The sequence below is a fragment of the Streptomyces olivaceus genome, from assembly GCF_000721235.1.
In the GTDB taxonomy this organism is placed as follows: Bacteria; Actinomycetota; Actinomycetes; order Streptomycetales; family Streptomycetaceae; genus Streptomyces; species Streptomyces olivaceus.
The window spans coordinates 26,110-44,417 of the sequence record NZ_JOFH01000003.1; the positions used below are offsets into that span (position 1 = coordinate 26,110).

17 protein-coding genes and 1 pseudogene are annotated in these 18,308 nt (G+C 72.5%); 4 read left to right on the plus strand and 14 right to left on the minus strand.

Annotated elements, in window-relative coordinates:
* Nucleotides 1-17: 17 nt before the first annotated feature.
* The 4 genes from IG94_RS0104620 to IG94_RS0104635 all read right to left on the minus strand — a co-directional run bounded on the left by IG94_RS0104620 (nt 18) and on the right by IG94_RS0104635 (nt 4,806).
* Nucleotides 18-1,616, minus strand: coding sequence for a molybdopterin-dependent oxidoreductase (locus IG94_RS0104620; protein WP_031031416.1), 1,599 nt, complete (start codon nt 1,614-1,616; stop codon nt 18-20).
* 60 nt (nt 1,617-1,676) lie between these two features.
* Entirely contained in the window at nt 1,677-1,943 is a 267-nt protein-coding gene (locus IG94_RS0104625) for a hypothetical protein (RefSeq protein WP_031031419.1), read from the minus strand.
* A gap of 159 nt (nt 1,944-2,102) precedes the next feature.
* Nucleotides 2,103-4,325 carry a catalase/peroxidase HPI gene (katG, locus tag IG94_RS0104630; RefSeq protein ID WP_031031420.1) on the minus strand — a complete coding sequence of 741 codons (2,223 nt, stop codon included), beginning with the start codon at nt 4,323-4,325 and terminating at the stop codon, nt 2,103-2,105.
* 25 nt (nt 4,326-4,350) lie between these two features.
* Nucleotides 4,351-4,806: a Fur family transcriptional regulator gene (locus tag IG94_RS0104635; RefSeq protein WP_031031422.1), complete on the minus strand. Its 456-nt coding sequence runs from the start codon at nt 4,804-4,806 to the stop codon at nt 4,351-4,353.
* 196 nt (nt 4,807-5,002) lie between these two features.
* Here IG94_RS0104635 and IG94_RS0104640 point away from each other — a divergent pair.
* Together IG94_RS0104640 and IG94_RS0104645 are read left to right on the plus strand one after the other, a co-directional pair.
* Nucleotides 5,003-5,950: pseudogene (locus IG94_RS0104640) on the plus strand (DUF475 domain-containing protein); the annotation flags it as partial.
* Between the two features lie 29 nt (nt 5,951-5,979).
* Entirely contained in the window at nt 5,980-6,402 is a 423-nt protein-coding gene (locus IG94_RS0104645) for a DUF350 domain-containing protein (RefSeq protein WP_031031428.1), read from the plus strand.
* A gap of 12 nt (nt 6,403-6,414) precedes the next feature.
* On the opposite strand, the gene IG94_RS0104650 is transcribed toward IG94_RS0104645, so the two are convergent.
* Nucleotides 6,415-7,848, minus strand: a complete 1,434-nt coding sequence (locus IG94_RS0104650) for a WGR domain-containing protein (protein ID WP_031031430.1) — start codon at nt 7,846-7,848, stop codon at nt 6,415-6,417.
* 294 nt (nt 7,849-8,142) lie between these two features.
* On the opposite strand from IG94_RS0104650, the gene IG94_RS0104655 reads away from it, so the two are divergent.
* A complete protein-coding gene (locus IG94_RS0104655) occupies nt 8,143-9,351 on the plus strand; it encodes a S8 family peptidase (RefSeq protein WP_031031433.1) in 1,209 nt (402 codons plus the stop codon).
* Between the two features lie 112 nt (nt 9,352-9,463).
* On the opposite strand, the gene IG94_RS0104660 is transcribed toward IG94_RS0104655, so the two are convergent.
* From IG94_RS0104660 to IG94_RS0104700, 9 genes are all read right to left on the minus strand, one after another.
* Nucleotides 9,464-10,540 (minus strand): polyprenyl synthetase family protein, encoded by a 1,077-nt coding sequence (locus IG94_RS0104660; protein ID WP_031031436.1) that lies wholly within the window; start codon nt 10,538-10,540, stop codon nt 9,464-9,466.
* Nucleotides 10,541-10,680: 140 nt separating this feature from the next.
* The gene (ykgO, locus tag IG94_RS0104665) at nt 10,681-10,803 is read right to left on the minus strand and encodes a type B 50S ribosomal protein L36 (RefSeq protein WP_031031441.1); all 123 of its coding nucleotides are present in this window, start codon (nt 10,801-10,803) and stop codon (nt 10,681-10,683) included.
* A gap of 26 nt (nt 10,804-10,829) precedes the next feature.
* Nucleotides 10,830-10,994, minus strand: coding sequence for a 50S ribosomal protein L33 (rpmG, locus tag IG94_RS0104670; protein ID WP_031031444.1), 165 nt, complete (start codon nt 10,992-10,994; stop codon nt 10,830-10,832).
* A gap of 141 nt (nt 10,995-11,135) precedes the next feature.
* The gene (locus IG94_RS0104675; RefSeq protein ID WP_031031447.1) at nt 11,136-12,011 is read right to left on the minus strand and encodes a phosphogluconate dehydrogenase C-terminal domain-containing protein; all 876 of its coding nucleotides are present in this window, start codon (nt 12,009-12,011) and stop codon (nt 11,136-11,138) included.
* Entirely contained in the window at nt 12,011-12,811 is an 801-nt protein-coding gene (locus IG94_RS0104680) for a sugar phosphate isomerase/epimerase family protein (protein ID WP_031031450.1), read from the minus strand. The genes IG94_RS0104675 and IG94_RS0104680 overlap by 1 nt, the downstream gene beginning before the upstream one ends.
* On the minus strand, nt 12,811-13,590 hold the full coding sequence (locus IG94_RS0104685; RefSeq protein ID WP_031031453.1) for a triose-phosphate isomerase family protein: 780 nt from the start codon (nt 13,588-13,590) through the stop codon (nt 12,811-12,813). The genes IG94_RS0104680 and IG94_RS0104685 overlap by 1 nt, the downstream gene beginning before the upstream one ends.
* The gene (locus IG94_RS0104690; RefSeq protein ID WP_031031456.1) at nt 13,590-14,096 is read right to left on the minus strand and encodes a ribose-5-phosphate isomerase; all 507 of its coding nucleotides are present in this window, start codon (nt 14,094-14,096) and stop codon (nt 13,590-13,592) included. Before IG94_RS0104690 ends, IG94_RS0104685 begins: the two co-directional genes overlap by 1 nt.
* An 11-nt stretch (nt 14,097-14,107) precedes the next feature.
* Nucleotides 14,108-15,841 carry a dihydroxyacetone kinase family protein gene (locus IG94_RS0104695; RefSeq protein ID WP_031031458.1) on the minus strand — a complete coding sequence of 578 codons (1,734 nt, stop codon included), beginning with the start codon at nt 15,839-15,841 and terminating at the stop codon, nt 14,108-14,110.
* Complete coding sequence (locus IG94_RS0104700; protein WP_031031461.1) at nt 15,838-17,205, minus strand: MFS transporter; 1,368 nt, start codon at nt 17,203-17,205, stop codon at nt 15,838-15,840. Before IG94_RS0104700 ends, IG94_RS0104695 begins: the two co-directional genes overlap by 4 nt.
* Before the next feature lie 236 nt (nt 17,206-17,441).
* Here IG94_RS0104700 and IG94_RS0104705 point away from each other — a divergent pair, with 236 nt between their 5' ends.
* Entirely contained in the window at nt 17,442-18,203 is a 762-nt protein-coding gene (locus IG94_RS0104705; RefSeq protein WP_031031463.1) for a FadR/GntR family transcriptional regulator, read from the plus strand.
* Nucleotides 18,204-18,308 lie beyond the last annotated feature (105 nt).

An 18,308-nucleotide genomic window follows, 5' to 3' on the forward strand; every position in this document is an offset into this window, starting at 1 on the left:
TCCCGCTCCCCCGTACCTCACTCCACCGTCACCACGACGGAGTGCCATCCGCTGGCTCCGTCGGGGACCGTGCGGGTGCGCTTCTCGGTCTGCGTCTCGCCGGTGCGGTCGGTGGCGCGCACGGTGAGGGTGTGGCCGCCCTTGCCGGCCCGCCAGGCGTAGGACCACTGGCGCCAGGTGTCGCGCGAGTCCTCGGCAGCGAGGACGGCCTCCTCCCAGGGTCCGTCGTCGACGCGGATCTCGACCTTGTCGATGCCCCGGTGCTGGGCCCAGGCGACCCCGGCCACCATGACGGTGCCCGCCTCGGGACGGGCGAACGGTTTCGGGGTGTCGATGCGGGACTGGGTCTTGATCGGGGCCTTCCGGGCCCAGTCGCGCTTGACCCAGTACGGGTCGTAGGAGTCGAACGTGGTCAGTTCGATGTCCTCGATCCACTTGCAGGCCGAGACGTAGCCGTAGAGGCCGGGCACCAGCATGCGGACGGGGAACCCGTGGTCGAACGGCAGCGGTTCGCCGTTCATGCCGACGGCGAGCAGCGCGTCGCGCCCGTCCATGACGTCCTCGACGGGGCTGCCGATGGTCATGCCGTCCACGGAGCGGGCGACCAGCTGGTCGGCCGGGCCGCCCTTGGACGGCGGCCGGACCCCGCACTCCGCCAGCAGGTCGGCCAGCCGGACGCCGATCCAGCGGGCGTTGCCGACGTACGGACCTCCGACCTCGTTGGACACGCAGGTGAGGGTGATGTTCCGTTCGACCAGTTCCCGGCGGAGCAGGTCGTCGAAGGTGAGGGTCTTCTCGCGGGTGACGCCGTCACCGTGGATGCGCAGCTGCCAGGTGGTGGCGTCCACCTTGGGCACGACCAGGGCGGTGTCGACGCGGTAGAAGTCGCTGTTGGGCGTCATGAAGGAGCTGACGTCCGCCACGCGGACCTGCGCCCGCCGGGGCACCGCGGGAGCCCGCGAACCGGGCGCCGGGAGAGCGATGTCGTTGCGGGACGCGACCGCGTCCCGGCCGCCCGCGCCGTTGAGGGCGCGGCCCAGGACACCGGCACCGGCCGAGGCGGCGGCAGCGGCGGTCGCCACGATCACGAAACGCCGCCGGTCCCACCCCTCGCCCGGCCCCTGCACCGGACCCCGGCGCGGTGCGGGCAGGAGTCCGGCCAGGACGTACAGGAGTACGGCGCCGACGACCGCTCCCAGGACGGAGGGCAGCGCGTCGGTGACGCCCTCGGAATCAGGCCGGCTCAGGGCCGCCGCGGCGCCGACGACGCCGAAGACCAGGACGCCCGCGGCGCCGGTGCGGCGGTGGCGGACGGCGAACATGCCCAGGGCCAGGGCGAAGAGCGTCAGGACGGCGAGGATGCCGAACTGGAGGACCAGCTTGTCGTTGGTACCGAAGGAGCGGATCGCCCAGTCCTTCACGGCGGCCGGCGTACGGTCGATGGCGGCCGAGCCCACCGCGACGACCGGACCGGCCTGCGGGCGCACCGCCACCGCGGCGAGCTCCGCGACGGCCAGCGCGGCGCCGCCCGCCAGGAGACCGCTCAGGGCGCCCAGGCCGAGGCGCGCCCAGGTCGGGGCCGATGTCTTGCGCGGGGTCGTGTCGTCGTCGCTCACGCCGGTAATCCGGGGCCGGGCGGCGGGCGGATTGGTGGGCGTGCCCGGCCGTCCGGCGGGTCAGGGCACGTCGCCACGCCAGTCGAAGCGGCGGGCGTCACCCGGCCTGGGCGCGTAGGCGGCGCGGCCGCCCGGGCCGTACCGGCCCACCTCCGTCGCCAGGGACACACCCCGGTCGCGCTCCTGCGGCTCCAGGTCCGTGACGTCCAGCAGCAGCCCGTCCAGGGGGCCGCCGACCAGCTGGGCGTAGACACGTCCGGCCCGCGGGCCGGGGCTGTCGTGGTCCGCGCCGTAGACCCTGCCCCGCATGAACTCCACCTCATCCATGAGGTGCAGCCTCGCATCCGCCACTGACAACGGCGGCAGGCTCCGGACGGGGGCGGCGGCTCGTCGGGCGGTTCCGGCGGGCAGCGGCGGCTGTCGGCCCGTCGGGGCCGGCCGGTACTCACCGGCCGGCCCCGACGCCGTTTCGATCAGGCCGTGCGATCAGGCCAGGTCGAAGCGGTCGAGGTTCATGACCTTGACCCAGGCGGCCACGAAGTCGTGCACGAACTTCTCCTTGGCGTCGTCGCTCGCGTAGACCTCCGCGAGGGCCCGCAGCTCGGAGTTCGAGCCGAAGACCAGGTCGGCACGGCTGCCGGCCCACTTGATCTCACCCGTGGCGGCGTCGCGGCCCTCGAACGTGGTCTGGTCCTCGGACGTCGAGGACCATGTGGTGCCCAGGTCGAGCAGGTTGACGAAGAAGTCGTTGGTCAGCGAACCGGGCGTCCGGGTGAACACGCCGAGCTGGGACTGCTGGTAGTTGGCGCCCAGCACGCGCAGGCCGCCGACCAGGACGGTCATCTCGGGCGCGCTCAGGGTGAGCAGGTTGGCCCGGTCGAGGAGCAGGTACTCGGCCGGCAGCCGGTTGCCCTTGCCGTGGTAGTTGCGGAACCCGTCGACGGCCGGCTCGAGCGCCTCGAACGACTCGGCGTCGGTGTGCTCCTCCGTCGCGTCCACGCGGCCCGCGGCGAAGGGCACCTCCACCTGGAAGCCGGCTTCCTTGGCGGCCTTCTCCACCGCGGCGGAGCCGCCGAGGACGATCAGGTCGGCCAGCGAGACCTTCTTGCCGCCGGCGCCGGAGTCGAACTCCTCCTTGACGCCCTCCAGGACGCGCAGCACCTGGGCCAGCTCGTCGGGCTCGTTGACCTCCCAGCCGCGCTGCGGCTCCAGGCGGATGCGGGCGCCGTCGGCGCCGCCGCGCTTGTCGCTGCCGCGGAAGGTGGACGCCGAGGCCCACGCGGTGGACACCAGCTGCGCGACGGACAGGCCGGACTCGAGGAGCTTGGTCTTGAGGACCGCCACGTCGTCGGCGTCGACGGTCCCGCCCTCCCGCTCGGGCAGCGGGTCCTGCCAGATGAGGGTCTCCTCGGGGACCTCCGGGCCGAGGTACTGGGACTTCGGGCCCATGTCGCGGTGGGTCAGCTTGAACCAGGCGCGGGCGAACGCGTCGGCGAACTCCGCCGGGTTCTCGTAGAACCGGCGGGAGATCGGCTCGTAGACCGGGTCGAGGCGCAGCGACAGGTCGGTGGTGAGCATCCTCGGGCGGTGCTTCTTCGACGAGTCGTGGGCGTCGGGGATGATCTCCGGAGCGTCCTTGGCGACCCACTGGTTGGCGCCGGCCGGGCTCTGCTCCAGCTCGTACTCGAACTCGAAGAGGTTCTTGAAGAACCCGTCGCCCCACTGGGTCGGCGTGCTGGTCCAGGTGACCTCCAGGCCGGAGGTGATGGCGTCGCCGCCCTTGCCCGTGCCGTGGGTGCTCTTCCAGCCCAGGCCCTGCTGCTCCAGGCCGGCGGCCTCGGGGTCGGCGCCGACGGCGTCGGCGGGGCCGGCGCCGTGGGTCTTGCCGAAGGTGTGGCCGCCGGCGATCAGCGCGACGGTCTCCTCGTCGTTCATCGCCATGCGGCGGAAGGTCTCACGGATGTCGCGGGCGGCGGCGATCGGGTCCGGGTTCCCGTTGGGGCCCTCCGGGTTGACGTAGATCAGGCCCATCTGGACGGCGCCGAGCGGGTTCTCCAGCTCGCGGTCGCCGGTGTAGCGCCGGTCGTCGAGCCAGGTGGTCTCGGGGCCCCAGTAGACGTCCTCCTCGGCCTCCCAGACGTCGGCGCGGCCGCCGGCGAAGCCGAAGGTCTCGAAGCCCATCGTCTCCAGGGCGACGTTGCCGGTGAGGACCAGCAGGTCGGCCCAGGAGAGGTTCTGGCCGTACTTCTTCTTGACCGGCCACAGCAGGCGGCGGGCCTTGTCGAGGTTGCCGTTGTCCGGCCAGCTGTTGAGCGGGGCGAAGCGCTGCTGGCCGGCGCCCGCGCCGCCGCGGCCGTCGCTGATGCGGTAGGTGCCCGCGCTGTGCCAGGCCATCCGGATCATCAGGGGGCCGTAGTTGCCGAAGTCGGCGGGCCACCAGTCCTGCGAGGTGGTCAGCACCTCGGCGATGTCCTGCTTCACGGCCGCCAGGTCGAGGGCGTTGAAGGCCTCGGCGTAGTCGAACTCCTCCCCCAGCGGGTTGGCGACGGCCGGGTTCTTGGCGAGGATCTTCAGGTTGAGCCGCTCCGGCCACCACTGACGGTTTCCGCCACCCTGCGTGGGGTGGGGGGCGCGTCCGTGGGCGACCGGGCAGCCGCCCGTCTCCTCGGTTTTCGCGTCGGTCACGATGGCATCGTGGTTCTCGGACACGGGGAATCCTTCCGAACGGGGCGGATCAAGGTGCTGTGGAACTGCTGGAGGTGGAGCAGTCGGGGCACAGGCCCCGGTAGATGACCTCGGCCTCGTCTATCGCGAAGCCGTGGTCGTCGGAGGCGGTCAGGCAGGGCGCGTCGCCGACGGCGCAGTCGACGTCGGCGAGGGCACCGCAGGACCGGCACAGGACGTGGTGGTGGTTGTCACCGACCCGTCCCTCGAACCGCGCCGGGCTGCCGGGCGGTTCGATACGGCGCACGAGCCGTGCCGCGGTGAGCGCGTGCAGGGCGTCGTACACGGCCTGGAGGGAGACGTGCCCGACCCGTTCGCGGACACCGGCCGCGAGGGCCTCGGCGTCGAGGTGGTTCCCCTCCCGGACGGTCTGGAGCAGCGCGACACGGGCGGCCGTCGCTCGCAGGCCCGCCTGGCGCAGCTCCGCGGCGGTGGCGGGGGTCCGGGAGTTCCGGGGTGCCGTCATGGCCGTGAACCTACTCCCTGGAACACGAATGACTCAAGGAAACGAACGATTCCATTCTTGGTCGGTGTCGCGTTCCGGGCCGCCGTCCCGGAGCTCCCGGCGGGGTGAAGCGCGGTGATCGTGGTAGACAACGTGCGTGGCGGGCACTGGCAGGGGATGCCATCCCGTACGGCGCGACGACAGGAATGAGTGGCCGGTGCTTCTGAAGACGTTCCGCTGGGCTTTCGCCGTCACCGCCGTCGGCCTGGCCGCGGGCGTGCTCTACGACGGCTGGACCGCTCTCGGCATCGTGGCGATCCTCTCCGTCCTGGAGATCTCGCTCTCCTTCGACAACGCGGTGATCAACGCCGGGATCCTGAAGAAGATGAACGCCTTCTGGCAGAAGATCTTCCTCACGGTCGGCATCGTGATCGCGGTCTTCGGGATGCGGCTGGTCTTCCCGGTGGTGATCGTGGCGATCAGCGCCAGGCTCAGTCCCTGGAACGCGGTTGACCTGGCGCTCACGGACAAGGACCGCTATCAGGAGCTGGTGACGGACGCCCATCCGTCGATCGCCGCGTTCGGTGGCATGTTCCTGCTGATGATCTTCCTCGACTTCGTCTTCGAGGACCGCGAGATCAAGTGGCTGGGGTGGCTGGAGCGTCCGCTCGCCAGGCTCGGCAGCGTGGACATGCTGTCGGTCTGCCTCGCGCTGATCGTGCTGCTCGCCTCGTCGCTCACCTTCGGCGCCCACGCCCATCAGCACGGCGGCACCCACGCCGACAAGGCCGAGACCGTTCTGCTGGCGGGCATCGCCGGGCTGATCACCTACATGGTCGTCGGCGGGCTCTCCGGCTTCTTCGAGCGGAAGCTGGAGGACGAGGAGGAACGGGAGAACGAGGCGGAGGAGTCGGCCGGGCGAACGGGCGGCCGGGGTGCCCCGGTCAAGCTGGCGGGCAAGGCCGCGTTCTTCATGTTCCTCTACCTGGAGGTCCTGGACGCCTCGTTCTCCTTCGACGGGGTCATCGGCGCGTTCGCCATCACCAACGACATCGTCCTGATGGCCCTCGGCCTGGGCATCGGCGCCATGTACGTCCGGTCCCTCACCGTCTACCTGGTCCGCCAGGGCACCCTCGACGACTACGTCTACCTGGAGCACGGCGCCATCACTCACGCCACGGAGCCGGCTACGCCATGAGCGACATCGTCAACGGACTCGGCCGGGCCGCCGCCTACGGCGGCCTGGGGCTGGTCCTCCTGGTTCTCGGCATCGTGCTCGTGGACGTGCTGACGCCGGGGAAGCTCGGCCGGCAGATCTGGGAGCAGCGCAACCGCAACGCGGCGGCGGTACTCAGCTCGGCACTGCTCGGCATCGGCGGCATCTTCTTCACCTCCATATGGACGACGTACGAGGACTTCGGCAAGGGCCTGGCGTCCACGGCGGTGTTCGGGCTGCTGGGGCTCGTGATGATGGCCGTGGCCTTCCTGGTCGTCGACCTGATCACCCCGGGACGGCTGGGCGCGACGCTCGTGGAGCAGGAGCCGCACCCGGCCGTCTGGGTGACGGCGTCCTGCAACCTCGCGGTCTCCGCCGTCATCTCGGCGTCCATCGCCTGACGCCGCCAGGGGTCACTGCAGGCGCCTGATGTCGCCGCGCACCCGGTAGAAGCCGCCCGAGGCGGCGTGCAGCGAGTCCACCACGTACCGCGCGCCCGGCTCCCGTATCGCCCTCGGGAACTGGACGTTCCACGAGTGGTCGTAGCCTTCCGACACCACGTGGATCCGGGTGCGGCCGTACTCCTGGACGCACTCGACCACCACGGAGCCCGCGGGGGCGGCGGCGACGGTCGCCACGGCGGCCACCGCGGTGGCCGGCGCGTAGGTCGGCAGGGTGGCGGCGAGCTTGACGTCGCGGGCGACGGGCACCGAGCCCTGCTGCGCGGCGGTGACCGCCGCCTCGCTCGCGTCCACGCACACCAGGGAGCCGTCCGTGGTGACGAGGAAGAGCCGCTCGTCGCGGTACTGCATGGACAGCGCGGAGCCACCGCCGGTGCCGAGCTTCCACAGCCGCGTGCCGTCCCGGTCGAAGCAGTAGACCGAGGAGGCCGAGTCGCCCGCGAACACGTAGCGGCCGCCGGGCGAGGTGGCGCAGGAGTACACGGGGCTGTCGCAGCGGTAGGTCGCCTCGATGGCGCCGGTCGTCTTCGAGAGCCGCTGGACCGTGTGGCGCGCGGTCCCCGCGTACACCGCGTCGTCCTCCTGCCAGCCGAAGAGCACGGCGCCCTGGGTGGGCGTGTGCCACAACTCGGTGCCGCCGTCCGGGGAATGGGCGGTCACCCCGCGGGTGTGCCCGTGGTAGACGGCGCGGTCGTCGGCGCGCACCATCCAGGCGTGCTCACCGCGCCCGCCGCGCGCCCACTGGTGCTCGTCCTCGTGGTCGATGACGGTGAGGCGGCCGGCGCGGTCCGCGACGTTCAGCACGCCCTCGTGGATGTCGAGCCAGAAGATGTCGACGTCGGCCGCGATGTCGTAGGCGGCGAAGGGCAGTTTGGAGGAGAGGTCGTACACACGGCCGTCGTCGCAGCCGGCGTAGATCCAGAAGTCGTCGGCGACCAGGCACTTGACGCCGTCCGGCAGCTGGTAGCGGGCGAGGACCTCGCCGCCGTGCGCCAGGGTGAAGACGTCGCCCGCCTGGTTGCCCACCCAGCAGCGGTCCTCGTCGATGTGGATGCCGAAGGCCGCGGAGCCGGTGCGGAACCGCCACAGGACGGGCGCGACCGCGCGGGCCGTGGAGGGCGCGGAGGCCACCTGCCGACGGGTGACGGCGCGGGGCGCGCGCTGCCCCTGCACGGCCGGCTCGTAGCCCTTGCGGACCTTCTCGCCTATCTTCTTGGCCGCCGCGGCCTCGGCCTTCTGCACGGTGGGGAAGGTCGACGTCTGGGTCTGCCCGGCGGCGCCGATCCTGCCGTAGCGCACCGACACGACCTGTCCCTGGACGGTTACTTCATAGAACTTGTGCGCGCTCCCGTCGTCCTGCGACAGCTCCAGGTACGTCTTCGACATGGCAGACCTCTCCCCGGTCGGTCCCCCGGCGTGTCCGCGGGTCCCACTGCCTGAACAGTAGGCGGAGCCACTGACAACGCTCCGCGAGGCCGCCACCCGCTCATGATTTCGCGTACATGTCATGTTTGTTGACAGCCTGTCAACTCCCTTGCCCGGTACGGCCGGACGGCCGAGGCTGATCAACGGCCGGGAGCGGAACGCGACGTTCCCAGCCGGGTGCGCGATCCCGCGCACGCCCCCACAGTCGCGCGCCCCTACCCGGGCGCGCGCCGCCTGGAGGAGGACTCCCTCGTCATGGCACGACTGCGTAGCAAGAGACTCCGGTTCGCCGCACTGACCGGTGCCGCGGCCCTCGCCCTCACCGGCACGCTCACCGCTCTGCCCGCCCAGGCCGCCCAGGCCGAGGGCACCGTCCTGGCCGCCGGGTCGCCCACGGCCGTCAAGGACAGCTACCTCGTCACGCTCGAGAAGGGCGCCGGGCTCAAGACGGCCTCGGGCGCCGGGAAGGACCTCGTCGAGGAGTACGGCGGCACGGTCCGCCGGACGTTCGGCAGCGCGCTCAACGGCTACTCCGCCACCCTCTCCGCCGCCGAGGCCCGGCGGCTGGCCGCCGACCCGGCCGTGGCCTCCGTCGAGCAGGACCAGCGCGTCCGCCTCGCCGACACCACCCAGTCCAACGCCCCCTGGGGCCTGGACCGCATCGACCAGACCTCGCTCCCGCTCTCCGGCACCTACACCTACCCGGACAGCGCGGGCGAGGGTGTCACGGCGTACGTCATCGACACCGGCGTCCGCGTCACGCACCAGGAGATCAGCGACCGCGCCTCCTACGGCTACGACGCCGTCGACGGCGACACCACCGCCTCCGACGGCAACGGCCACGGCACCCACGTGGCCACCACGATCGCGGGCAAGACCTACGGCGTCGCCAAGAAGGCGGAGGTCGTGGCCGTGCGGGTGCTGGACAACAGCGGGTCCGGCACCACGGCCGGTGTGATCGCCGGCATCGACTGGGTGACCGCCAACCACTCGGGGCCCTCGGTCGCCAACCTGTCGCTCGGCGGCGGCGCCTCCACCACCCTGGACAACGCCGTGCGCGCCTCCATAGCGAGCGGAGTCACCTACGCCGTCGCGGCCGGCAACAGCGCGGCCAACGCGTCCTCCTACTCCCCCGCCCGGGTCACCGAGGCCCTCACCGTCGGCGCCACCACCAACACCGACGCCAGGGCGAGCTACTCCAACTACGGCGCGGTGCTCGACCTGTTCGCGCCCGGCTCCTCGATCACCGCGGGCTGGAACACCGGCGACACGGCGACCAACACCATCTCGGGCACGTCGATGGCGACCCCGCACGTGGCCGGGGCCGCGGCGGTCTACCTGGCCGGCCACTCCTCGGCGACTCCGGCCCAGGTGTCCACCGCGCTGGTGGACGGCGCGACGGCCGACAAGGTGACCGGCCCGGGCTCGGGCTCGCCCAACCGTCTGCTGAAGCTGGTGCCGTGACCGGGTGAGCACCTCGTGACACCCACGGCACGCTGACGGCGCGAGGCGGCGCCCCGGAAGGCCTCGGCCTCCCGGGGCGCCGTCCGTTGCGCACCGCGCCCGGCCGGCCCGGTCAGCCGGCCCGTTCGACGCTCCACGACGGCAGCGCCGCGAAGAAGTCGACCGCCTCCGCGCGCCACCTGCCGTGCCAGCCCAGCGCCAGCTGCCGGGCCTGCGCCGCACACCGCCGCATGTCGGCCTGCAACGCGTCGTCCACACCGCGTCGTTCACCCATCGCGCGGATCGCGGCGACGGTCTCCGGGGTACCGGAGCGGTCTCCGAGTGCCTGCTCGACCGTCGCGCGCTCCGGGCCGGTCACGGCGGCCAGCAGCCGGGCGACGGCGTAGCTGCGGCGGCCCTCGCGCAGGTCCCCGCCCGTCGGCTTGCCCATGGCGGCCGCGTCGCCGAACAGGTCCAGGTAGTCGTCGCGCATCTGCCCGCAGATGCCGACCAGCCGCGCGTACCGGCGCAACTCGTCCTCGTGGGCGTCCGGTCGGACACCCGCCGCCAGCAGCCCCAGCCGCATCGGCGCGAACACGGAGTAGCGGGCCGACTTGTGGTCGGCGACGTCGTGGAGGACGCCGGTGTCCGGCACCGCGGCGGCGAAGTCGCGTTCCAGGTCGGCGATCTGGCCCACGATCGTGTCGGCCGCGGCCCTCGTCTGGACCTCGGCCATGGCCCGGCGCACCTCCGCCGGCAGAGCGGAGTCCAGCAGCACGCGCAGGGAGAGGGCGAGCGCGAGGTCACCGGCGAGCACGGTCAGGCCGAGCGCCGCCCGCGGGTGCTCGGGGAACCGCTCCCGGTAGGCGTAGTAGGTGGTGGGGCCGCCGCGGCGGGTGGCGCTGTCGTCGATGAGGTCGTCGTGCACCAGGCCGTGCGTCTGCAGCAGCTCGACGCTCAGGGCGGCCGCGTCGAGCCCTTCGACGGGCTCGTCGGTGACCAGCCGGGCGGCTTCGTGCAGCAGGACGACCCGCATCCGCTTGCCGCCGCGCAGGGACAGGTCGCGCAGCAGTTCCACGCACTCGGGCGCGAACCGGCTGAACGACGGTGCGTCCAGGGTGGTGCCCAGCGTGTCGAAGTAGTCGGCGAACAGCCGGTCGAACCTCTGCTGGTGGCGGACGAGCCGGTCCGGCGGCCGTTCGGTCGTCACGGGTCCTCCTCGGTGGGAACGGATGGCACGCCCGCAAGTCTCTCAGCAGGCCGTTCGGCTCCGGACACCGAAGAGGCCCGGCCCCGCGCGCGGCGGGGACGGGCCTCGTGGGGAAGCGCCGCCGGACGGGGGCGCCGGTCTCAGCCCTGGCGGGCCTTGAACCGCGGGTCCCTCTTGTTGATCACGTAGGTGACGCCCCGGCGCCGCACGACCTGCGCTCCGGGCCTGGCCTTCAGCGAGCGCAGGGACTTGCGTACCTTCATGTGCTCTCCTCGCTCCGTCGTGCCGTTCAGCGCTCCTCGCGGAACGGCACGTGCTCCCCCGCCACCGGGTCGTACTTGCGCAGGACGAGCCGGTCGGGGTCGTTGAGCCGGTTCTTGCGCGTCACGTAGGTGACGCCGGTGCCGGCCGTCGACCTCAGCCGGACGACCGGACGGGTGGTGCTGCGTGCCATGGGGTGACTCCTTCCGACCGCCGCGCGGCGCCGTGGTGACCCGCGCATGTCAGTCACGGGGTCAACGCCGGAGGTGCCCGGCGCATTCCCCCGGCGCCGGGCACCGCCCGCCTCCGGCACCACCGCCGGCACCGCCTCCGGTCAGCGGCGGATCTCCTTGATCTTCAGCATCCGCGTGATGACCTTGTCCAGTTCGCCGTCCTCGAAGACCTTCTTCCAGTCCTCGCGCACGATGGACTCGCGGCCGTAGTCCATGGCGATCAGGCAGGCGTCCGAGAAGGGGTTGGAGCCCTTGAGGGTGTTGGCCAGCGCGACCTGGGTGTGGCCGAGGAGCATGGCACGGGCGGCCTTCTCCGGCACGCCGACGGTGTGGACGGTCTCGTGCAGGGCCTCGGTCAGCAGGGCACCGACCATGCAGGCGATGGTCTCCACCAGGGTCGGTTCCAGCACGGCGAGCTGCTTGACGGTGACCCAGTGGACGTCGACGACCGGGGCGTACATCACGCGGATGACGGAGTCGGCGAGTTCCTGCTTGGCCGCGTCCCCGCCCTCGTAGGCGGCGACGACCTCCTGCGGGGCGGCGATGCCGCCGAAGGTGTCCTGCCACTCCTCCTTGGTGGTGCGCTCCAGGAACACCGACGGGTGACAGGGGTGGGCGCAGGCGTAGTGGATGTCCTCGCGGGCGAAGAGCAGGCCGGCGTAGGCGGCGGCCGGGTCGAGGGTGAGGACGACGGTGCCCGGCCTCATCAGCGGCACGAGTTCCTCGGAGACCTTGCCGAGCACCACGTCGGGCACGGCGAGGATGACGACGTCGGCCTCGGCCGCGGCGGCGGCGGACCCGGTCAGCTCGCGGCCCAGGTCGCGGATCAGCTCCTGCCCCTTGGGGGACGCCTCGCTGAAGAGCACCCGGAAGTCGCTCTCGACCAGGTTGTTGGAGACGCGCTGGCCCATCTTGCCGGCGGCCCCGATGACGGCGACGGTCGTGACGTCTGCCCGGGTCTGGATCTCGGTGGCCATTACTTGCTCCTCAGGAGGGTGTTGATGCTGTGCTGCGTCCACTGGTGTTCGAGCCGGGCGGTGGCGTCGTAGCCCTCGTCCTGCCACGGGAGCCAGTGCTCCACGATCTGGTTGATGCCGCGCTCACCGGGACGTGTGGCGGCGATCATGCCGTCGTAGTCGAGGAGGCCCTCGCCGAGCGGGCAGCCCGCGTAGGTGAAGCCGACCCAGCCGTCGCGGCGGGTGAAGGCGAAGTCCTTGACGTGGATGTTCACCGTGTACGGTGCGGCGGCGGCCACCACGTCGGCGGGGCGTTCCAGCCGGGCGACACTGTTGCCGGGGTCCAGGACGACGCCGAGGTGCGGGTCGTCCACGACGCGGACCACGTTCACCAGGTCGTCGGTGGCGACCTGCTCGTAGGTCTCCAGGCCGAGGGTGACGCCCGCCTCCGCGTATCGCGGCACGGCCTCCTTCAGGAGGGCCACCGCCTCCGTGCCGTCCGGCCGGTGGTCGGCGGTGTGCAGCATGGAGCGGACCAGGGTGACGCCCAGGGCGTCCGCCAGGCCGAGGTAGCGCCCGAGGTGCTCGGGGCGGATGCCCCGGGTGCCGAGTTCCAGGGTCAGGCCCAGGTCGGCGGCGGTGGCCCTGAGGTCGGCGAGGCGGGCTCGGTCGTAGGACTCGATCGGCGCGTAGTCGCAGATCTGGAAGACCCGGCCGCCGAGGTCCGCCGTGTCACGCAGCATCGCGGGCAGGGACATCGGCTCCGGCGCGCGGGAGGAGATGCGCCAGAAGTAGGCGTAGGTGCTGATGCCGTACGCCATCACGCCACCGCCGCCGGGGCCGGGGAGCGGATCTCGTCGAGGATGGCCTCGACGTTCGCCGGGTCGTGCGCGAAGCGGCCGAGGAACAGGCCCCCGGCGGTGCCGGCCAGGCGGGTCAGCAGGCCGGGTCCGGCGCTGCCGCCGTAGATGACCGTGGAGCCGGCGTGCCGGGGGTTGTCGTCGAGCCACTCGCGCAGGGCGGTGCACACGGTGGCGATGTGGTCGGCGGAGGCGGGCTCGGGGGCGCCGATGGCCCACTGGGGCTCGTAGGCCAGGACGACCGCGCCCCGCGCGCCGCTGAGCAGGCGTTCCGCCTCGGCGACCGTGCGGGCCGCGGCGTCGGCCGGGTCGGCCTCGTCGCGCTCGCCGACGCACAGCACGGGCGTGAGGCCGTTGCGCAGCGCGGCGGCGGTCTTGGCGGCGACGACGGTGTCGCCCTCGCCGTACAGGCGGCGGCGCTCGGCGTGGCCGACCTCGGCGTAGCGGCAGCCGATCTCCTTGAGGACGGGCCCGCCGACCTCGCCGGTGTAGGGGCCGCTGTCCTCGGTGGCGATGTCCTGGGCGCCGAGGGCGACGCCGTAGGGGGCGAGGATGCCGGTGGCGGGGACGAGGGCCGGGAAGGCGGGCAGGACGAAGAGGCGGGCGGCACCCGAGGCGACGGCCGGGTGGCGCTCGGCCAAGGCGGCGATCCGGCGGGCCCAGTTGAGCGTCTGGTGGTGGCCGAAGTACATCTTCAGGCTCACCCCCAGCAGTACGGGGGCCGGGGCGGGGGCGGACATCAGGCGGCCGCCCCGTCGCCGGCCGCGCGCTCGGCGGTGTCGTCGCCGGCGCCTTCGTAGTCGCTCATCAGCTGGACCTTGGCCGCCGACGCCGAGCTCTCGTCGAAGCGGTAGGTGAGCCACTCGGCGGCCAGGCGGCGGGCGAGTTCGAGGCCGACGACGCGCTGGCCGAAGGTCAGGATCTGGGCGTTGTTGGAGAGGACCGCGCGCTCCACGGAGAACGAGTCGTGCGCGGTGACGGCCCGGATGCCCCGGACCTTGTTGGCGGCGATCGCGACGCCGAGACCCGTGCCGCACACCAGCAGGGCGCGGTCGGCGTCGCCGCGGGCGACCATCTCGGCGGCGGCGATGGCGACCCGGGGGTAGGCGGTGTGGCCGTCGGCGTCGACGCCGACGTCGGTGACCTCGCTGACCAGGGCGCTGTTCTCCAGGTCCTGCTTGAGGGCTTCCTTGTACTGGTAACCGGCGTCGTCGGAGCCGACGACGATGCGGAGCTTGTCGGTCATGGCGGCTTTCCTCAGTGGTGGTTGAGCAGTGCGCCGTGGACGGCGCGGGTGATCAGGGCGAGGGAGTGGGCGCCCGCGTCGGGGGTCCCGAGGGACTTCTCGGCGTGCGGGCGGGCCCGGCCCTTGCGGGGCAGCAGCCGGGCGGTGGCGGCGGCCGCGTCGGTGGCCGTGTCCGCGGCGCGGTCCCAGGCCTCGGTCAGCGGCACGCCCTCGGCGGTGGCGGCGGTCAGCGCGTCGGCGAAGGGCACGAGGACGTCGACCATGGTCTTGTCGCCGACCTCGGCACCGCCCAGGCGGCGTACGGCGGCCGAGGCCTCCGTGACTCCTTCGGCGACCCGCGGGGCGGCCGGCGCGTCCCGGTCGCCGAGGGCGGTGCCCAGCGAGCGCAGGATGGTGCCCCACAGGGCGCCGGAGGTGCCGCCCGCCCGGTCGGCCCAGGCGTCGGCGGCCCGGTGCAGGACGGTGCCGGCGCCCGCGCCGCGCTCCCGGGCCTCGGCGGCGGCCGAGCGGGCGGCGGTGGAGCCGCGCCGCATGCCGATGCCGTGGTCGCCGTCGCCTGCCACGGCGTCGATGCGGCCGAGTTCCTCGACGTGCGCCTCGACGATCCCGGCCACCGCGTCCAGTGCGGCCAGCACGGTGCCGGCGGCCTCGCGGGAGGCGTCGGAGGCCGGGGGTACGGCGGTGTCCCGGGCGTCCTCGGCGGGTGCCCGCTCGTCGTCCTCCGGCTCGGGGGTGCCGAGGGCGCCCTTGCGGTAGGCGGGGGTGTCGGCCGGGGCCCGCCACAGCGCCTCCAGGCCCTCGTCCAGCCAGGTCAGGGTGAGGGAGACACCGGCCATGTCGAAGCTGGTGACGAGTTCGCCGACCTCGGGGTCGACGATCTCCACCCCGGCCTCGCCGAGGAGTTCGGCGACCTTGCGGTAGACGACGAAGAGTTCCTCGTACTTGACCGAGCCGAGCCCGTTCAGGACGACGGCCGCGCGCTGCCCGTCCGGTGCCGCGACGTCCTCGGGGAGTTCCTTGAGCAGGGTCTCGACGAGGAGCCGGGCCGCGTCGTCGGCGGTGGGCAGGGCCTCCTCGCCGATGCCGGGCTCCCCGTGGATACCGAGTCCGACGGCCATGCGGGCCTCGGGGACGGTGAACAGGGGGTGGTCGGAGCCGGGCAGAGTGCAGCCGGAGAAGGCGATGCCGAAGGAGCGGGTGCGCGCGCCCGCCCGTTCGGCGACGCGCAGCACCTCGTCCAGGGAGCGGCCCTGCTCGGCCGCGGCGGCGGCCGCCTTGAAGACGGGCAGGTCGCCGGCTATGCCCCGGCGCTTGGCGGACTCGTCGGGGGCCGCGCTGGAGATGTCGTCGGCGACGGCGTACGTACGGGCCTCCACTCCGTCGGCGGCCAGCCGTTCGGCGGCCTGTCCGAAGTGCAGGACGTCCCCGGCGTAGTTGCCGTACATGAGCAGGACCCCGGCGCCGCCGTGCGCGGCCCTGGCGACGGAGCGGATCTGCTGGGCGGAGGGCGAGGCAAAGACGTTGCCGACGGCCGCGCCGTGCGCGAGGCCGCGGCCGACCAGGCCGGAGAAGGCGGGGTAGTGGCCGGAGCCGCCGCCGATGACCACGGCGACCTGGCCGGCCGGGGTGGCCGCGGCCCGGACGACGCCGCCGGTGACCGGCCGCACCCAGCGCCGGTGCGCGGCGGCGAAACCCTCCAGGGCCTCGTCGGCGAAGGCGGCGGGGTCGTTGAACAGGCGGGTCATCCTATGGCCTCCTTGGCCTGGTGCTCGGCGGCCGGAGCCGGCTCGTCGGTGCGGTGGCGCACGGCGAGCAGGATCATCAGTGCGGCGGACAGCAGCATGAAGAAGCCGACGAGGTAGAGCGGTACGTAGTAGGCGCCGGTCCAGTCCTTGAGCCAGCCGGTGATGTAGCTGGAGGCGAACCCGGCGACGTTGCCCGCGGTGTTGATCAGGGCGATGCCGGCCGCGGCGGCGGCGCCGGTCAGGAAGCGGGAGGGCACCGACCAGAAGACCGGCAGGGCGGCGAAGATGGCGCAGGCGGTCACGGTGATGACGGCGACCGTGGCGGTCGGGGACCCCATGTAGAGGGCGAGGGGGATGGACACACCGCCGACGACCGCCGGTCCGGCCACGTGCCAGGTGCGGGTGCCGTGCCGGGTGGCGTGCCGGGTCCAGAAGAAGAGGACGATCGCGGCGGGCAGGTACGGGATGGCGGTGATCCAGGCCTTGTCCATCACGCTGAACGTGGTTTCGTACTGGTCCTGGAAGCCGTTGATGATCGTCGGCAGGAAGAAGGCGAGCGCGTACAGGCCGTAGACGAAGCCGAAGTAGACGGCGGCGAGGATCCACACGCGTGCGCTGCTGAAGGCCTTCTTGAGGTCGCCCTTGGCGTGCGTGCTCTCGTGGCCGGTCTTCTGGGCGTTCTCGGCGGCGAGTTCGGCGGTCAGCCAGTCGCGCTCGGCCGGCGTCAGCCACTTCGCGTCGGCGGGCTTGTCGATCAGGTAGAACCAGGCGACGACGCCGAGGATGATCGCGGGCAGCGACACGAACAGGAACATCACGCGCCAGCCCTCGAGGCCGAACAGGCCATGGCGGCCGATCAGCCAGCCCGCCAGCGGGGCGCCGAAGACGGTGGTCAGCGGCTGGGCCAGGTAGAACAGGCCGAGGATCTTGGTGCGGTGGCGGGACGGCACCCACTGGCTCAGGAAGAGGATCGCGCCGGGGAAGAAGCCGGCCTCGGCGACACCGAGCAGGAAGCGCAGCGTGTAGAGCTGTTCGCTGCTGCTCACCCAGGTGAACAGCAGGGAGACGATGCCCCAGGTCACCATGATCCGGGCGAGCCAGCGGCGGGCCCCGAAGCGGTGCAGGGCCATGTTGCTGGGGACCTCGAGCACGATGTAGCCGAGGAAGAAGATCCCGGACGCGAAGCCGAACTGCGCGGCGGTCAGGGCGAGATCCTGCCCCATGCCGTTCGGTTCGGCGAACGAGACGGCCGTGCGGTCCAGGTAGTTCACGAAGAACATCAGGGCCACGAACGGCACGAGGCGGACTGAGACCTTCTTGATGGCAGTCCTCTCGACTGCCGCGGATGGCGCTTGGGCACTCATGGCGACTCCTCGGCTCGCCCGGACAGCTCCGTCCGGGGTGGGTCACACCAGGGGGTCCGCCACGGGGGCGGCCGACCGGTTCGCGTTCACGCTAAGCCTCCGACCCCAAATTGGTCACCAATTTACCAGTGTGGCGAGGGTCATAGATCGTTCCTTGACCCAACTCTTGACAAACCACACCCGAAAAGGGGATGAACTGCCTGGTCAGCCGCGTGCGCGCGGCATCTGGTTGACTGGTGACCGTGACCAGTCAGCCTGATCAGCACCACTCCGCCGACGCGCCCGACCTCGCGCGGCTGCTGCGCCCCGTCGTGCGCGAGTCGTCCGTCAGCGAGGTCGCCAAGCGGCTCCTCGACCACCTCTCGGCCGGTGACATCCGCCCCGGCACCCGGCTGCCCGCCGAGCGGCAGCTGGCCGAGGCCCTCGGCGTCGCCCGGTCCAGCGTGCGCGGCGCCCTCTCGGCCCTGGACGTGCTCGGGATCGTCGAGATCCGCCCCGGCTCCGGCTCCTACGTGCGCGAGGGCACCTCGGAGTTCCTGCCCCGGGCGATCAACTGGGGCCTGATGCTGGGCCAGCGGCGCACCCAGGACCTGGTCGAGGTCCGCACGTACATGGAGGGCGTGTCGGCCCGGCTCGCGGCCGAGCGCGCGAGCGACGCGGACGTGACCCTGCTGGAGCGGCACCTCCAGCACATGCGGGAGGCGGGCGGGGACGTCACGGCGTTCATCGACGCCGACATCGCCTTCCACCTGGAGACGGCGCGCATCGCCGGCAACACCGTCCTCAGCGACATCCTGCACAGCATCCGGGCGCTGCTCCAGGTCTGGATGGAGCGCGTCAGCGACATCGAGGGCACCGTCAGCGGGACGCTGTGCGAGCACGACGCGGTGCTCGCGGCGATCCGGGCGCGCGACCCGGAGGCCGCGGACCGCGCGATGGCCGAACACATGCGGATGGCCAGCGCCCGGCTGCGCGCCTCCGTCGACAGCGGGTCCTGACCCCTCCCCGGCATCCCCCGCACGGCCCAACGCCCCCTCCAGTCGCCCGCCGCCCACCATGCGGCGTTCAGCCGGCCGTCAACACCCGGTCACGGCCGCTGGCCA

What these genes read in the sequence shown, in the direction of transcription:
- IG94_RS0104700 (WP_031031461.1), bottom strand. Translation starts at nt 17,205, where the DNA reads ATGAGTGCCCAAGCGCCATCCGCGGCAGTCGAGAGGACTGCCATCAAG.
- IG94_RS0104685 (WP_031031453.1), bottom strand. Translation starts at nt 13,590, where the DNA reads ATGTCCGCCCCCGCCCCGGCCCCCGTACTGCTGGGGGTGAGCCTGAAG.
- IG94_RS0104690 (WP_031031456.1), bottom strand. Translation starts at nt 14,096, where the DNA reads ATGACCGACAAGCTCCGCATCGTCGTCGGCTCCGACGACGCCGGTTAC.
- IG94_RS0104695 (WP_031031458.1), bottom strand. Translation starts at nt 15,841, where the DNA reads ATGACCCGCCTGTTCAACGACCCCGCCGCCTTCGCCGACGAGGCCCTG.
- IG94_RS0104680 (WP_031031450.1), bottom strand. Translation starts at nt 12,811, where the DNA reads ATGGCGTACGGCATCAGCACCTACGCCTACTTCTGGCGCATCTCCTCC.
- ykgO (WP_031031441.1), bottom strand. Translation starts at nt 10,803, where the DNA reads ATGAAGGTACGCAAGTCCCTGCGCTCGCTGAAGGCCAGGCCCGGAGCG.
- rpmG (WP_031031444.1), bottom strand. Translation starts at nt 10,994, where the DNA reads ATGGCACGCAGCACCACCCGTCCGGTCGTCCGGCTGAGGTCGACGGCC.
- IG94_RS0104675 (WP_031031447.1), bottom strand. Translation starts at nt 12,011, where the DNA reads ATGGCCACCGAGATCCAGACCCGGGCAGACGTCACGACCGTCGCCGTC.
- IG94_RS0104650 (WP_031031430.1), bottom strand. Translation starts at nt 7,848, where the DNA reads ATGTCGAAGACGTACCTGGAGCTGTCGCAGGACGACGGGAGCGCGCAC.
- IG94_RS0104625 (WP_031031419.1), bottom strand. Translation starts at nt 1,943, where the DNA reads ATGGATGAGGTGGAGTTCATGCGGGGCAGGGTCTACGGCGCGGACCAC.
- IG94_RS0104635 (WP_031031422.1), bottom strand. Translation starts at nt 4,806, where the DNA reads ATGACGGCACCCCGGAACTCCCGGACCCCCGCCACCGCCGCGGAGCTG.
- IG94_RS0104655 (WP_031031433.1), top strand. Translation starts at nt 8,143, where the DNA reads ATGGCACGACTGCGTAGCAAGAGACTCCGGTTCGCCGCACTGACCGGT.
- IG94_RS0104645 (WP_031031428.1), top strand. Translation starts at nt 5,980, where the DNA reads ATGAGCGACATCGTCAACGGACTCGGCCGGGCCGCCGCCTACGGCGGC.